At 71.7% G+C, this 14,177-nt stretch carries 12 protein-coding genes; 5 read left to right on the plus strand and 7 right to left on the minus strand.

The annotated features are described in order from the left end of the window. Positions 1 to 13: 13 nt before the first annotated feature. Positions 14 to 676: a TetR/AcrR family transcriptional regulator gene (locus ACIQRW_RS30320; RefSeq protein WP_018957920.1), complete on the minus strand. Its 663-nt coding sequence runs from the start codon at positions 674 to 676 to the stop codon at positions 14 to 16. Between the two features lie 188 nt (positions 677 to 864). Between ACIQRW_RS30320 and ACIQRW_RS30325 the strand changes: the two genes are divergently transcribed. Then, positions 865 to 2,091 (plus strand): acyl-CoA dehydrogenase family protein, encoded by a 1,227-nt coding sequence (locus ACIQRW_RS30325; protein WP_403766167.1) that lies wholly within the window; start codon positions 865 to 867, stop codon positions 2,089 to 2,091. A gap of 59 nt (positions 2,092 to 2,150) precedes the next feature. Here ACIQRW_RS30325 and ACIQRW_RS30330 read toward each other — a convergent pair whose 3' ends face one another. The 3 genes from ACIQRW_RS30330 to ACIQRW_RS30340 form a co-directional block, all read right to left on the minus strand. After that, the gene (locus ACIQRW_RS30330; RefSeq protein WP_403766169.1) at positions 2,151 to 2,639 is read right to left on the minus strand and encodes a glutathione peroxidase; all 489 of its coding nucleotides are present in this window, start codon (positions 2,637 to 2,639) and stop codon (positions 2,151 to 2,153) included. Between the two features lie 50 nt (positions 2,640 to 2,689). Then, positions 2,690 to 3,214, minus strand: a complete 525-nt coding sequence (locus ACIQRW_RS30335; protein ID WP_403766172.1) for a GNAT family N-acetyltransferase — start codon at positions 3,212 to 3,214, stop codon at positions 2,690 to 2,692. 381 nt (positions 3,215 to 3,595) lie between these two features. Continuing rightward, on the minus strand, positions 3,596 to 4,561 hold the full coding sequence (locus ACIQRW_RS30340) for a DUF389 domain-containing protein (protein WP_403766174.1): 966 nt from the start codon (positions 4,559 to 4,561) through the stop codon (positions 3,596 to 3,598). 142 nt (positions 4,562 to 4,703) lie between these two features. Here ACIQRW_RS30340 and ACIQRW_RS30345 point away from each other — a divergent pair, with 142 nt between their 5' ends. Then, positions 4,704 to 4,958 carry a DUF6011 domain-containing protein gene (locus ACIQRW_RS30345; RefSeq protein ID WP_398615820.1) on the plus strand — a complete coding sequence of 85 codons (255 nt, stop codon included), beginning with the start codon at positions 4,704 to 4,706 and terminating at the stop codon, positions 4,956 to 4,958. Positions 4,959 to 4,988: 30 nt separating this feature from the next. Here ACIQRW_RS30345 and ACIQRW_RS30350 read toward each other — a convergent pair whose 3' ends face one another. Beyond that, entirely contained in the window at positions 4,989 to 5,864 is an 876-nt protein-coding gene (locus tag ACIQRW_RS30350; protein WP_398601720.1) for an acyl-CoA thioesterase, read from the minus strand. Positions 5,865 to 5,910: 46 nt separating this feature from the next. Then, positions 5,911 to 8,424, minus strand: a complete 2,514-nt coding sequence (locus ACIQRW_RS30355; protein ID WP_403766177.1) for a DEAD/DEAH box helicase — start codon at positions 8,422 to 8,424, stop codon at positions 5,911 to 5,913. A 138-nt stretch (positions 8,425 to 8,562) separates the two neighbouring features. Between ACIQRW_RS30355 and ACIQRW_RS30360 the strand changes: the two genes are divergently transcribed. Both ACIQRW_RS30360 and ACIQRW_RS30365 read left to right on the plus strand, forming a co-directional pair. Further along, positions 8,563 to 9,354: a metal-dependent hydrolase gene (locus ACIQRW_RS30360; protein WP_403766180.1), complete on the plus strand. Its 792-nt coding sequence runs from the start codon at positions 8,563 to 8,565 to the stop codon at positions 9,352 to 9,354. 56 nt (positions 9,355 to 9,410) lie between these two features. Beyond that, positions 9,411 to 10,946 (plus strand): ATP-dependent DNA ligase, encoded by a 1,536-nt coding sequence (locus ACIQRW_RS30365; RefSeq protein ID WP_403766182.1) that lies wholly within the window; start codon positions 9,411 to 9,413, stop codon positions 10,944 to 10,946. A gap of 46 nt (positions 10,947 to 10,992) precedes the next feature. On the opposite strand, the gene ACIQRW_RS30370 is transcribed toward ACIQRW_RS30365, so the two are convergent. Next, entirely contained in the window at positions 10,993 to 12,354 is a 1,362-nt protein-coding gene (locus tag ACIQRW_RS30370) for an NAD(P)/FAD-dependent oxidoreductase (protein ID WP_403766185.1), read from the minus strand. Between the two features lie 246 nt (positions 12,355 to 12,600). Between ACIQRW_RS30370 and ACIQRW_RS30375 the strand changes: the two genes are divergently transcribed. Further along, the gene (locus ACIQRW_RS30375; protein WP_403766188.1) at positions 12,601 to 14,163 is read left to right on the plus strand and encodes a fused MFS/spermidine synthase; all 1,563 of its coding nucleotides are present in this window, start codon (positions 12,601 to 12,603) and stop codon (positions 14,161 to 14,163) included. The last annotated feature ends 14 nt before the right edge of the window (positions 14,164 to 14,177 follow it).

The following is a 14,177-nucleotide window of genomic DNA, read 5'->3' on the forward strand; positions in this document are numbered from 1 at the left end:
CATCCGGAGCGGGTCAGAACCCCGGGCCGCCCTGGAGGTCGCCCGCCTCCGCGAGCCTGCCCCACAGCAGATCGGCGAGGCTGCTCACCAGCCGTTCGCGGGAGCAGGGCCGGTCGCCGAGCCACCAGTCGCCCGCCGCGTGCATCATGCCGACGATCCCGTGCCCCCAGATGCGGGCCATCTGCTCGCTGTCCGGTCCCAGGTCGACGCGCTCGGCGATCACCTGGCCCAGCTCCTCGCCGAGACGGCGCAGCAGCGGGGCGGAGTGCCGGCCGACGTCGAAGCCCTGCTCGGGGGAGGGGGCTGTGTCGGCGGCAGCACCGTCAGCAGGATGCATCAGGAAGCGGTAGACCTGGGGGCGGGCCTCGATCGCGGCGAGATAGGTGTCGAGCGTCGACTCCACCCGCTCACGCCGGTCGGCGGGCGCGTCCAGGGCGGCCCGCAGGGCGCTGAGCAGCGCGTCGGTGTGGCGCTTGGCGAGGGCGCGGTAGAGGCCGCCCTTGTCCCCGAAGTGGCGGTAGAGGATGGGTTTGGTGATCCCGGCCTCGGCGGCGATGGCGTTCATCGAGGCCTGCGGTCCGTCCCTGAGCACCACCCGGTCCGCCGCTTCCAGCAACTCGCGGCGACGGCGCTCGGCCGCGGTCCGCTGTCGCTCGGCGCTTCGTGCGGTCTCCATGTCGTCTCTTCTCCCACCCCTGGCCACGCGATGCCGTCGCATCGCCTCTGCACGCCCGCGCAACGTAACACTCCGCAAGGCGGGCGCCTGATCGGCTCCGTGGCGGTTGACAGTACCTACTTGTCGGTAACAGACTGTGGTTACCGCAAGTAACACATGGTTTTCGCCGCAGTGCCTGGAGGGGAAACATGGCCGAGTTCACGCTTGAGCTCAACGACGACCAGAAGCAGGTCAAGGAGTGGCTCCACGGCTTCGCGGCGGATGTCATCCGCCCCGCCGCCTCGGAGTGGGACGAGCGTGAGGAAACGCCCTGGCCCGTCATCCAGGAAGCGGCCAAGGTCGGCATCTACTCCCTGGACTTCTACGCCCAGCAGTTCTTCGACCCTACGGGTCTCGGCATCCCCATGGCCATGGAAGAGCTCTTCTGGGGCGACGCGGGCATCGCCCTGTCGATCGTCGGTACGGGCCTGGCGGCCGTCGGCGTCCTCGCCAACGGCACCGAGGAGCAGATCGGCACCTGGATCCCGCAGATGTACGGCGACGCCGACGACGTGAAGGTCGCCGCCTTCTGCTCGTCCGAGCCCGACGCCGGATCGGACGTCGCCGCGATGCGCACGCGGGCCGTCTACGACGAGGCCAAGGACGAGTGGGTCCTCGACGGCACCAAGACCTGGGCGACCAACGGCGGCATAGCCAACGTGCATGTGGTCGTCGCCGTCGTCGACCCCGACATCGGCTCCAAGGGCCACGCCTCCTTCATCGTGCCGCCGAACACCCCCGGCCTCTCCCAGGGCCAGAAGTTCAAGAAGCACGGCATCCGCGCCTCGCACACCGCAGAGGTGGTCCTGGAGGACGTCCGCGTCCCCGGACACTGCCTGCTCGGCGGCAAGGAGAAGCTCGACGAGCGCCTCGCCCGCGCCCGGGAGCGCGCCAAGTCCGGCGGCGAGCGCGTCAAGAACGCGGCGATGGCCACCTTCGAGGCGTCCCGCCCGGCCGTCGGCGCGATGGCCGTGGGCACCGCCCGCGCCGCCTACGAGGTCGCCCTCGACTACGCGAAGACCCGCAGCCAGTTCGGCCGCCCGATCATCGACAACCAGGGCATCGCCTTCCAGCTCGCCGACATGCGCACCCGGATCGACGCCGCCCGGCTGCTGGTCTGGCGCGCCTCCTGGATGGCCACCACCGGAAAGCCGTTCACCTCGGCCGAGGGCTCCATGTCGAAGCTGTACGCGAGCGAGACCGCCCGGGACGTCACCGCGCAGGCGATCCAGATCCTCGCCGGCAACGGCTACACCCGCGAGTACCCGGTCGAGCGCATGCACCGCGACGCGGCCATCTACACCATCTTCGAGGGCACCAGCGAGATCCAGCGCCTGGTGATCGCCCGCACCCTGTCGGGCATGCCGATCCGCTGACGGCGAGAGGAAGGGGGCGGTCCGGGACACGCGAACCGGACCGCCCCCTCCCGGCATACTCAGCCGGGCAGCTGCGCCTCGATCGCCGCCACGACCTCCGTGGCCTCGGGCTCGGAGCGCGGCCGGAGCCGGGCGACGGGCTCACCGGCCGGCGAGATGAGGAACTTCTCGAAGTTCCACTGGACGTCCCCGGCCTTCCCGTCCGCGTCGGCCAGCTTCGTCAGCTCCACGTACAGCGGATGCCGGTCCGCGCCGTTGACGTCGATCTTCTCCAGCAGCGGGAAGGTGACCCCGTACGTCGTCGAGCAGAAGCTCTGGATCTCCTCCGCGCTGCCCGGCTCCTGCCCGGCGAACTGGTTGCACGGGACACCGAGCACGGTCAGGCCCCGGTCCCCGTAGTTCTGCTGCAACCGCTCCAGGCCCTCGTACTGCGGGGTGAGCCCGCACTTGGAGGCCACGTTCACCAAGAGGACGGCCCGGCCGCTGTACGCGCCCAGCGTGGTCGGCTCGCCCGCGAGGGTGCGCAGCGGAATGTCGTGCAGCGTCATGAAACTCTCCCTGATCGTTGCGTGGTGGTGCCCATGGTGCCGCCCGCCGCTCACGTAGCGGCGAGCTCCTTGTAATAGAAAGTGGTCGGCTTGAGGCTGCCCGCCGGATCCGCCGCGTATCCCGGTACGCTCCCGACCTTCGTCCAGCCCGCCTTGCAGTAGACCTGCTCGGCCAGACTGCCGCTCTCGGTGTCCAGGATCAGCAGCGTGATGCCCTCGGTCGCCGCGTACGCCTCGACCGCGGCCAGCAGCGCCCCGCCGAGCCCCTGGCCGCGCGCGGCGGGCCGGACCATCAGCTTGGCGACCTCCGCGCGGTGCCGGGCGTTCGGCAGCGGCGCACGGACCAGGGCGATCGTCCCCGAGACCCGCCCGCCCTCGCGGGCGATCCAGATGCCGATCCGCCCCGCCTCCACGTCGGCGGCCCGCTCACGCCACCAGGCGGCGGCCGTCTCCCGGTCCAACGGGGCGAGGAAGCCCACCGAGGACCCCTCGTCGACAGTCTCGGCCAGGAGGCCGGCCAGGTCGTCGGCGTACGTGACCAGCTCGGGGGCGGACACGTGGACGATCTCGGTCATGCGCGGGGGTCCTTTCACAGGGCAGGGGTCGCAAGAAACCGTACGGCCCGCGGCGGAGGCTCTGTCTTCCAGGGTGCACGGGTGCTCCACCCCGGCGACATCATTTCCCACGATGCCGTCCACCCCCTACCCGGATGCGCCGCCCGACACCGGGCGCGCGTGAGGTCACCCGGTCTCGCGAACCCCGCGGTGAGATCCAGACCCGGCAGGTGGGACAGCGCGATGCCCCCCACCGCGCCCACGAACATCGCGGGGAAGACGGGTCCGCCCCGGAAACAGCGTTGCGGTCTGACGTCCCACTCCCCGGGGCCCGGCGGCGCCGCGGCCTCCCGGTCCATGAGGTGATCCTCGCGGAGCTCGTCAGATCTCTTCGGTAGTCCGTCAGGCCTCTTCGGCGAGCCGGCGGTCACGGTCACGCCGGAGTCCGACCCGTTGCCAGATCGCCCGCTGGGCCTTGAGCGTGGCCGCGCCCACCACGATCAGGACCAGGATGTTGACCACGAGCTGGATGGTCGAGCCCCGCACGTCGGACCAGCTGGTGAACGCCGTGGAGACGGCGATGTCCGCCGCGGCCGGGATCGTCGTGACGGAGATGAACACGCCGAGCAGGGCGCTGGTCCTGGCCTCGGTGAGCGACACGATCCCGACGATCCCGGCCAGGGTCGCGACGGCGACCGAGAAGAAGTTCGGCGTGTTGATGAGGTTGGAGACGGGGCGCAACCCCCGGTCGAAGGCCTCCGACTGCATCCCGAAACCGCGGATGAGGAGGGCGAAGAGGAACGTGGCGACGATGGTGAGGAGGAAGCCGGTCCCCATGGCGGTCAGCCCGCTGCGCACCATGGCCCGATGGCCCCGGTCGATCCCCAGCGCCACGCTGACGATGGCGCCGTACTCCGGCCCGACGACCATCGCCGCCACGATCAGGATCTGCGAGTTGGTGACGATGCCGACCGAACCGATCAGCCCGGCGACGACCAGATAGAGAAAGAAGCTCGGCGGGTACCGCCCGCCGGATCTGATGCGCGCCTCGACCTGCTCCCAGACCGGAGCCCGGCTCAGCGGCCCCAGCTCGCGCTGTCCCCCTTCGGTGGCGGCGCCGGAGAAGGCCATGTCGACCGGCTCGATGACGAGGGACCCACGCTGGTCCAGCCGGACGGCGCGCAAGCGGTGCAGCACGTCGTTCGCCGCCCCCGTCAGCACGTCGCAGGCGATGGAGTCGCCGTCGGGACGGCGCGCGGCGTCGCGCTGGACGATGAGATTGAGCACGCAGGGGTCGCCCGAGAGCAGGCCGACGACCTCGTCGGTCAGGTCCGGCGGGCTCACCGCGCGGATGTGGATCATGTCCATCCCGGTACCTCCGCGGCTCCCGGCCCCGTCGCACGGCGCGCCACCCGGCCGGTGGCCCCGGGGGCTCACTCCAGTAACACGGCCCCGCCCCCGTTCGGCAAACCGGGCACAGGCCGCGGTGCCGTACTGGCAGGATCGGCGTGTGGAGATTCCCGACGCCCTTCCCGAACCGCTGCCCGGTGCCGCCGGAGCCGTCGCCCGGGGCCCCGCCGCCGAGGGCGAGCAGCACCGGGGCCGCCGTCTCGTCCGCTGCCGCCTCTGCGGCCGGCCCCTCACCGGGACCGACTCGCGCCGGGCCGGCCTCGGACCGTCCTGCGACGCCAAGCTGCACCCGGCGCCGCCGGACATCCGCACCCGCCGCCACGAGGTCGACCAGGACCCGCTGCCCGGCACGTAAGAAGGGGGGGCTGTAGTCAGAAGGGGGGCTCTAGTCGCTCGTCAGCCGCCGGAACAGCCCCTCCTGCACCACCGACACCAGCAGCTGACCCGAACGGTCGTAGATCCGGCCCCGCGCCAGCCCCCGGCCGCCCGTGGCGATCGGCGACTCCTGGTCGTACAGGAACCACTCGTCCGCCCGGAACGGCCGGTGGAACCACATCGCGTGGTCCAGCGAGGCCATGTCGAAGCCGCGCGGACCCCACAGCGGCTCCACCGGGATGCGGACCGCGTCCAGCAGCGTCATGTCGCTCGCGTACGTCAGCGCGCAGGTGTGCACCAGCGGGTCGTCGCCCAGCGGGCCCACCGCCCGCATCCACACCGCGCTCCGCGGATCCGCGTCCTTGATCTCGTCCTTCGTCCAGCGCAGCCGGTCGACGTAACGGATGTCGAAGGGCTGCCGCCGGGCCATCCGCTCCAGCGCCTCCGGCAGCACGCCCAGGTGCTCGCGCACCTCCTCGGCCACCGTCGGCAGCTCCTCCGGGTCCGGGACGATCCGGGCCGGCGGCAGCTGGTGCTCGAAGCCCGCCTCCTCGGGGCGGTGGAACGACGCCGTCAGGTTGAAGATCGTCCGGCCCTCCTGGACCGCCGTCACCCGCCGGGTGGTGAACGACCGGCCGTCCCGCACCCGCTCCACCTGGTACACGATCGGCACTCCGGGACGGCCCGGCCGCAGGAAATAGGCGTGCAGCGAGTGCACCGGCCGGTCCCCGTCGGTGGTCCGGCCCGCCGCCACCAGTGCCTGGCCCGCCACCTGCCCGCCGAAGACCCGTTGCAGGGACTCCTCGGGGCTGCGGCCGCGGAAGATGTTGACCTCGATCCGCTCCAGGTCGAGAAGATCGACCAGGCGCTCGGCCGGGTTCGTCATGCCGTACCTCTCCACTCCGGTGTCCGCTTGCTCGCCTGAGGGCTCCTCACAGCTGGCCGACCTCGGTGACCCGGACGACCGCCCGGCCCTCCTCGTCGGACGCCGCGAGATCCACCTCGGCCTTGATGCCCCAGTCGTGATCGTCCGCCGGGTCGGCGAACGCCTGCCAGACCCGCCACAGTCCGTGCGCCGGGTCCTCCTCGATCTTCAGCAGCTTCGGACCGCGCGCGTCCGGACCGGTCCCGATCTCCTCGTGCGCGTCCCAGTACGCGTCCATCGCCTCGCCCCAGGCGTCCTCGTCCCACCCGGCGTCGCCGTCCAGCTCGCCCAGGTCCCGGACCCGGTCCAGCGCGGCCAGCTCCACCCGGCGGAACATCGCGTTGCGCACCAGCACCCGGAAGGCGCGGGTGTTGGCCGTGACCGGCTTGACCTCGTCCGCCTTCTCCTGCGCCTGCTCGGCGGTCTCCACCTCGGGGTTGGCCAACTGCTCCCACTCGTCCAGCAGGCTGGAGTCCACCTGACGGACCATCTCGCCGAGCCAGGAGATCAGGTCCTGGAGGTCCTCCGACTTCACGTCGTCCGGGATCGTGTGCTCCAGCGCCTTGTACGCGCTCGCCAGATACCGCAGCACGATGCCCTCGGTCCGGGCCAGCTCGTAGTGCGAGGTGAACTCCGTGAAGGTCATGGCGCGTTCGTACATGTCCCGGATCACCGACTTCGGCGACACCGGGTGGTCGTTCACCCACGGGTGGCTCGTGCGGTACACGTCGTAGGCGTGCCACAGCAGCTCGCTCAGCGGCTTCGGGTACGTGACCTCCTGGAGCCGCTCCATCCGCTCCTCGTACTCGACCCCGTCCGCCTTCATCTGCCCCACGGCCTCGCCGCGCGCCTTGTTCTGCTGGGCGGCCAGGATCTGCCGGGGATCGTCCAGCGTCGACTCGACGACCGAGACCATGTCCAGCGCGTACGAGGGGGATTCGGCGTCCAGCAGGTCGAACGCGGCCAGCGCGAACGTGGAGAGCGGCTGGTTCAGCGCGAAGTCCTGCTGGAGATCGACCGTCAGACGGACGATCCGGCCCTCGGCGTCCGGCGTCTCCAACCGCTCCACCACCCCGCCGTCCAGCAGCGAGCGGTAGATGGCGATGGCCCGCCGGATGTGCCGCAGCTGCGCCCGGCGCGGCTCGTGGTTGTCCTCCAGCAGATGCCGCATCGCCTCGAACGCGTTGCCCGGCCGGGCGATGACCGCGAGCAGCATGGTGTGGGTGACCCGGAAGCGGGAGCTCAGCGGCTCGGGATCGGAGGTGATCAGCTTGTCGAAGGTGGTCTCCGACCAGGCGACGAAGCCCTCCGGGGCCTTCTTGCGCACCACCTTGCGCTTCTTCTTCGGGTCGTCGCCCGCCTTCTTGACGTTCTTCTCGTTCTCGATGACGTGCTCGGGGGCCTGCGCCACGACGAAGCCGGCCGTGTCGAAACCGGCCCGCCCGGCCCGGCCCGCGATCTGGTGGAACTCCCGCGCGCGCAGGGTCCGCACCCGGGTGCCGTCGTACTTGGTGAGCGCCGTGAACAGCACCGTGCGGATGGGCACGTTGACGCCGACGCCGAGCGTGTCCGTCCCGCAGATCACCTTCAGCAGACCCGCCTGGGCCAGCTTCTCCACCAGGCGGCGGTACTTGGGCAGCATCCCCGCGTGGTGCACCCCGATGCCGTGGCGTACGTAACGGGAGAGGTTCTGGCCGAACTTGGTGGTGAAGCGGAAGCCGCCGATCATGTCGGCGATCTTCTCCTTCTCCTCCTTCGTGCACATGTTGATGCTCATCAGCGACTGCGCCCGCTCGACGGCCGCCGCCTGCGTGAAGTGCACGATGTAGACCGGCGACTGCCGGGTGTCCAGCAGCTCGGTCAGCGTCTCGGTGATCGGCGTGAAGCGGTATTCGTAGCTGAGCGGCACCGGACGGGTCGCGGAGCGCACCACGGAGGTGGGCCGGCCGGTACGCCGGGTCAGGTCCTTCTCGAACATCGCGACGTCGCCGAGCGTCGCCGACATCAGCACGAACTGGGCCTGCGGAAGCTCCAGCAGCGGGATCTGCCACGCCCAGCCCCGGTCCGGCTCGGCGTAGAAGTGGAACTCGTCCATCACGACCTGGCCGATGTCGGCGTACTTGCCGTCGCGCAGCGCGATGGAGGCCAGCACCTCTGCCGTACAGCAGATCACCGGGGCGTCCGCGTTGACCGAGGCGTCGCCGGTGAGCATGCCGACGTTCTCGGTGCCGAAGAGCTTGCACAGGTCGAAGAACTTCTCCGACACCAGCGCCTTGATCGGCGCCGTGTAGAAGGTGACCTTGTCCTGCGCCAGCGCCGTGAAGTGCGCGGCCGCCGCCACCAGGCTCTTCCCGGAGCCGGTCGGGGTGGAAAGGATCACGTTCGCCCCGGAGACCACCTCGATCAGCGCCTCCTCCTGAGCCGGATAAAGGGTGATGCCCTGGGTCTCGGTCCATGACGAGAAGGCCTCGAAGAGGGCGTCCGGGTCGGGTGTCTTAGGCAGCTGGTCGATGAGGGTCACGCCCCCATCTTGCCTGTCTTCGGCCCGGATGAGGGAACCGGCGGACGGCACGAAGATCACGGACGATACGCTGCGGTCTCAACCTGCCCGCGCCGTACCGGTGATGGGCGTACGAAGCGCTTGGGGCGGGAAAAGACCATGATGGGACCGGCACACTCTCTGTCAGGGGCAGCGGCCTGGCTGGGGGTGGGCGCGGCGGCCGCCGCCGCAGGCCACACGATGCCCTGGCCCGTCCTCGTCGTCGGGGCGCTGATCTGTGCGGGAGCCGCGCTCGCCCCCGACCTCGACCACAAGTCCGCGACCATCTCGCGCGCTTTCGGCCCGCTCTCCAAGGGGCTCTGCGAGATAGCCGACAAGCTCTCGTACGCCGTCTACAAGGCCACCAAGAGCAAGTCCGACCCCCGCCGCACCGGCGGCCACCGCACCCTCACCCACACCTGGTTCTTCGCCGTCCTGATGGGCGCCGGCTGCTCCTTCGCCGCGATCACCGGCGGGCGCTGGGCGGTCCTCGCGATCCTCTTCGTCCACCTGGTGCTCGCCGTCGAGGGCCTGCTCTGGCGGGCCGCCCGGGTCTCCAGCGACGTCCTCGTCTGGCTGCTCGGCGCCACCAGCGCCTGGATCCTCGCCGGCGTCCTGGACCAGCCGGGCAACGGGGCCGGCTGGCTCTTCGACGCCCCCGGCCAGGAGTACATGTGGCTCGGCCTGCCCATCGTGCTCGGCGCCCTGGTCCACGACATCGGGGACGCGCTGACCGTCTCGGGGTGCCCGATCCTCTGGCCGCTCCCGATCGCCGGAAAGCGCTGGTACCCGCTCGGCCCTCCGAAGTTCATGCGGTTCCGGGCCGGCAGCTGGGTGGAGATCAAGGTGCTGATGCCCGCGTTCATGGTGCTCGGGGGAGTGGGCGGGGCGGCCGCCCTCAACTTCATATGACCGGTCGCCGCTCGCGCGGGTGGGCGACGCGCTCCGCCCCGTAGCACGATGGCACCATGCTGCTCGCCGAGCTCGCCCAGGTGTCCCTGGAGGTCGCCGCCACCTCCGCCCGGTCCCGCAAGACGGCGCTCCTCTCCGGCCTCTTCCGGGACGCCGGACCCGAGGACGTCCCCGTCGTCATCCCGTACCTCGCCGGACGGCTGCCCCAGGGCCGCATCGGCGTCGGCTGGCGGAGCCTGGGGGACCCGGTGGAACCGGCCTCCGAGCCCACCCTCACCGTCACCGGCGTCGACGCCGAGCTGACCGCCCTCGCCGCCACCTCGGGGCCGGGATCCCAGGCCCTGCGCCGCGAGCGCCTGCGCGCCCTGTTCGCCGCCGCCACCGCCGACGAGCAGCGCTTCCTGCGGGCCCTGCTCACCGGCGAGGTACGCCAGGGGGCCCTGGACGCCGTCGCCGCCGACGCCCTGGCCCACGCCGCCGGAGCACCGCCTGCCGACGTCCGGCGCGCCGTGATGCTCGCCGGGTCCCTCCAGGAGGTCGCCAAGGTCCTCCTCGCCGACGGACCCGGAGCGCTCGCCGGCTTCCGCCTCACCGTCGGGCGGCCCGTCCAGCCGATGCTCGCGCGCAGCGCCGCCTCGGTGGGCGAGGCCCTCCACGAGCTGGGCCCGTGCGCGGTCGAGGAGAAGCTCGACGGAATCCGGGTGCAGGTCCACAGGGACGGCGACCGGATCCGCGCCTACACCCGGACCCTCGACGACATCACCGACCGGCTGCCCGAACTGGTCACCGCCGTCGCCGCGCTCGACGCGCGCCGCTTCGTCCTCGACGGCGAGCTGATCGCCCTGGGGGAGGACGGCAGGCCCCGGCCGTTCCAGGAGACCGCCTCCCGGGTGGGCTCACGGCGGGACGTCGCCGGAGCCGCTGCGCACGTGCCCGTCGTCCCCGTCTTCTTCGACGCCCTTCTCGTGGGTGACGAGGACCTGCTCGACCGGCCCTTCGCCGACCGCCACGCGGCTCTGGCCCGGCTGCTCCCCGAGAGCCTGCGGGTCCGGCGCACCCTCGTCACCGATCCGGACGGCCCCGAGGCCCGCGCGGCGGCCGACGCGTTCCTCGCCGACACCCTGGAGCGCGGTCACGAGGGAGTCGTCGTCAAGGACCTGGCCGCCGTCTACAGCGCGGGCCGCCGGGGCGCGTCCTGGCTGAAGGTGAAGCCGGTGCACACCCTGGACCTGGTGGTCCTGGCCGTCGAGCGGGGCAGCGGCCGGCGCACCGGCAAGCTCTCCAACCTGCACCTGGGCGCCCGCCGGCCCGACGGTACGTTCGCGATGCTCGGCAAGACCTTCAAGGGGCTCACGGACGCCCTGCTGGACTGGCAGACCGAGCGGCTGGGGGAGCTGGCGACCGACGACGACGGCCATGTCGTCACCGTACGCCCGGAACTCGTTGTGGAGATCGCCTACGACGGACTCCAGCGCTCCACCCGCTACCCCGCCGGGGTCACCCTCCGGTTCGCCCGCGTCCTGCGCTACCGGGAGGACAAGACCGCACAGGAGGCGGACACCGTGGAGACGGTCCTGTCCCGGCAGCCGTGAGCGCGCCCCGGGGAACCCGGGACGCGCTCACACGGAGACCGGCCGCTCAGTGCTTGATGACCGTCGCCGCCGTGTGCTCCTTGATCTGCTCCGGCGTCAGATAGGCGTCCGTGTACTCGAAGTCCCGCAGCGTCGCCGGCTTGCGGGACTGGAACCCGGTCCGTACGAAGTCGTCACCGGCGACCGCGTTCAGCATCCAGTTCGTCATCACCCGGGTCTTGGCGACGTTCGTCCGCAGCGCCGACCAGTGATAGCCGCGCGCCACCGCCTGCGCGGGCAGCCCACGCAGCTCGATGCCCAGCGGCTTGGACACGGCGTCCTTGCCGCCGAGGTCCACGACGAGCCCCAGATCCTTGTGCACGTAGTCCCGGAGCGGCTGATGGCGCAGCGAGGCGATCAGATTGTCCGCCAGCACCTTGCCCTGGCGCATCGCGTGCTGGGCCGTCGGCGGGCAGACCGCCCCGTCGCCCTTCGCCAGGTCCGGCACCGCGGCCGCGTCGCCGAGCGAGAACACCCCGTCCGAGCCCGGCAGATTCAGCTGCGGGGTCACCGCGAGCCGACCGCGTACGGTCTCCGCGCCGAGCGTGGCGATCAGCGGGCTGGCGGCCACTCCGGCGGTCCAGATCAGGGTCCGGCAGGGCAGCACCCGGCCGTCGGTGAACGTGACCTCCTCCGGTCCCGCCTTGGCGATCGAGACCCCGAGCGACACCTCGATGTTCCGCTTGCGGAGCACCTCCAGGGCGGCCTGCCCCAGCTTGTCGCCCAGCTCCGGCATCAGCTTGGGCGCGATGTCGATCAGATGCCACTTGATCAGCCGCGCGTCCAGCCGCGGATAGTGCCGGACCGCGCTGGTGGTCAGACGCTGGAGGCAGGCGGCCGTCTCGGTGCCCGCGTAACCGCCGCCGACCACCACGAACTGGAGTCGGGAAGCCCGCTCCGCCTCGTCATGACTGGCGTCCGCCAGATCCAGCTGGGCGATGACGTGGTCCCGGACGTACGCGGCCTCGGCCAGCGTCTTCATCCCTCGGGCGTTGTCCAGCAGCCCCGGGATGTCGAAGGTCCGGGTGACGCTGCCCGCCGCCAGCACGATGTAGTCGTACGGCTCGTTGACGATCTCGTCCGTGATCTTCCGGATCACACAGACCTTCGCCTGCGTGTCCACGCCGATCGCCCCACCCGGCACGATCCGGGTCCGGTGGCGGCGGCTGCGGCGCAGCGACACCGCGACGGACTGCGGTGTGAGCACCCCGGAGGCCACCTGGGGGAGCAGTGGCAGATACAGCTGGTAGGAGAACGGTGTGACGAGCGTGATCTGGGCCTCTCCCGGAGCGAGCCTGCGCTCCAGGCGGCGTACGCACTCGACGCCTGCGAAGCCGGCGCCGACGACGAGAATCCTGGGTGGTGCCACGGTCTGCGTCCCTTCTCGGGCTTGCGTGGTTCTGCGCTCGCCTGCCCCGTTTACCGGGTGATTCACCCCTCATCCTCACCGGATGCTCCGCCGACCGCCTCCTGGCAGGGGTGAACGGGGGCCCGCCACAGGGGTGGAGCGGCCCACAGCACCCGCGGCAGATGGACCGAGGGGCGCGTACCACCGCCCCCTCCTCCCCCCGGAGCGTGGGGAGTTCGGCAGCCGGCCCCGTGCGAGGATGCTGCGGTGACCACCTCGCCCCCCTCTCCCGTGGCCGACGACTCCCCTTCGGCGGACGCCCCGCCCCGCGATCGTGGCCTGGGCCCCCGCGCCGCCGCGGTCCTCGTGTTCGGATCATCGGCCGCGGTCCTGGTGGTCGAGATCGTCGCCCTGCGGCTGCTGGCCCCGTACCTCGGCCTCACCCTGGAAACCAGCACGATGGTGATCGGCATCGCGCTCACCGCCATCGCGCTGGGCTCCTGGCTGGGCGGGCGCGTCGCCGACCAGGTCGACCCGCTCCGGCTCATCGCCCCGGCGCTCGGGGTGTCGGGCGTGGTCGTCGCGCTCACCCCGCTCCTGATGCGTACCACCGCCCAGTGGTCGCCGGCGCTGCTCCTGCTGGTCGCGTCGGCGACCCTCCTGGTGCCCGGCGCACTGCTCTCCGCGGTGACCCCGTTCGTGACGAAGCTGCGGCTCACCAGCCTCGCCGAGACGGGAACGGTCGTCGGGCGGCTGTCGGGCGTGGGCACCTTCGGCGCCATCGTCGGCACCGTCCTCACCGGATTCGTCCTGGTCTCGCGACTGCCCGTCAGCTCCATCCTGATCGGCCTCGGCACGCTGCTCGTGCTCGGCGCCGCACTCGTCGGATGGCGGGCCCGCCGCTGGCGGCGCGCCGCGGCCGTCGCGCTCGCCACCGTCGTCGTGGGCTCCCTCGCCACCGCGTTCGCCCCCGGCGGCTGTGACGCGGAGACCCGGTACCACTGCGCACAGGTCGTCACGGACCCCGACCGGGACAGCGGCCGCACCCTCGTCCTCGACGGCCTGAGCCACTCCTACGTCGACGTCGAGGACCCGACGCACCTGAAGTTCGCGTACGTGCGCGCCATCGCGTCGGTGGCCGACACCGCCTTCCCCCGGGGCGAGCCGCTGACCGCCCACCACATCGGGGGCGGCGGCCTCACCTTCCCCCGCTACCTCGCGGCCTCACGCCCCGGGACGCGCAGCACCGTCTCCGAGATCGACGGCGGAGTCGTGCGCATCGACCGCGACCGGTTCGGCCTGGGGCCGTCGACCGCCACCGGGATCGACGTACGCGTGGAGGACGGCCGACTTGGCCTGCGCAGGCTGGAGGCGGGCAGCCACGACCTGGTCGTGGGCGACGCCTTCGGGGGCGTCAGTGTGCCGTGGCACCTCACGACGTCGCAGGCGCTGGGAGACGTCCGCCGGGCGCTCGACGAGGACGGCCTGTACGTCGCCAACCTCATCGACCACGGCGAGCTGGCCTTCGCCCGCGCCGAGGTCGCCACCCTCGCCGCGACCTTCGAGCACGTCGCCCTCCTCGGGAAGCCCGCGGACATCGGGCTGGACCCGACCGCGTCCACCATCGGCGGCAATCTGGTGGTGGTCGCCTCCGGCCGGCCGGTCGACGCCCCCGCGATCCAGGAAGCCCTGGACGCCCGGAACGTCGGCTGGAAGATCAGCACCGGCGACGACCTCGCCACCTGGACCGGGAACGCCCGGGTCCTCACCGACGACCACGCGCCCGTCGACCAGCTCCTCCAGCCCGACCGCACGCGGACGGCCCGGTGATCCCCGGGCCGTCC

Origin of the sequence: Streptomyces sp. NPDC091287 (genome assembly GCF_044768525.1) — a bacterium.
In the GTDB taxonomy this organism is placed as follows: domain Bacteria; phylum Actinomycetota; class Actinomycetes; order Streptomycetales; family Streptomycetaceae; genus Streptomyces.

Coding starts and splice junctions, on each gene's coding strand:
- ACIQRW_RS30320 (WP_018957920.1), bottom strand. CDS start 676: ATGGAGACCGCACGAAGCGCCGAGCGACAGCGGACCGCGGCCGAGCGC.
- ACIQRW_RS30325 (WP_403766167.1), top strand. CDS start 865: ATGGCCGAGTTCACGCTTGAGCTCAACGACGACCAGAAGCAGGTCAAG.
- ACIQRW_RS30330 (WP_403766169.1), bottom strand. CDS start 2,639: ATGACGCTGCACGACATTCCGCTGCGCACCCTCGCGGGCGAGCCGACC.
- ACIQRW_RS30335 (WP_403766172.1), bottom strand. CDS start 3,214: ATGACCGAGATCGTCCACGTGTCCGCCCCCGAGCTGGTCACGTACGCC.
- ACIQRW_RS30340 (WP_403766174.1), bottom strand. CDS start 4,561: ATGGACATGATCCACATCCGCGCGGTGAGCCCGCCGGACCTGACCGAC.
- ACIQRW_RS30350 (WP_398601720.1), bottom strand. CDS start 5,864: ATGACGAACCCGGCCGAGCGCCTGGTCGATCTTCTCGACCTGGAGCGG.
- ACIQRW_RS30360 (WP_403766180.1), top strand. CDS start 8,563: ATGATGGGACCGGCACACTCTCTGTCAGGGGCAGCGGCCTGGCTGGGG.
- ACIQRW_RS30365 (WP_403766182.1), top strand. CDS start 9,411: ATGCTGCTCGCCGAGCTCGCCCAGGTGTCCCTGGAGGTCGCCGCCACC.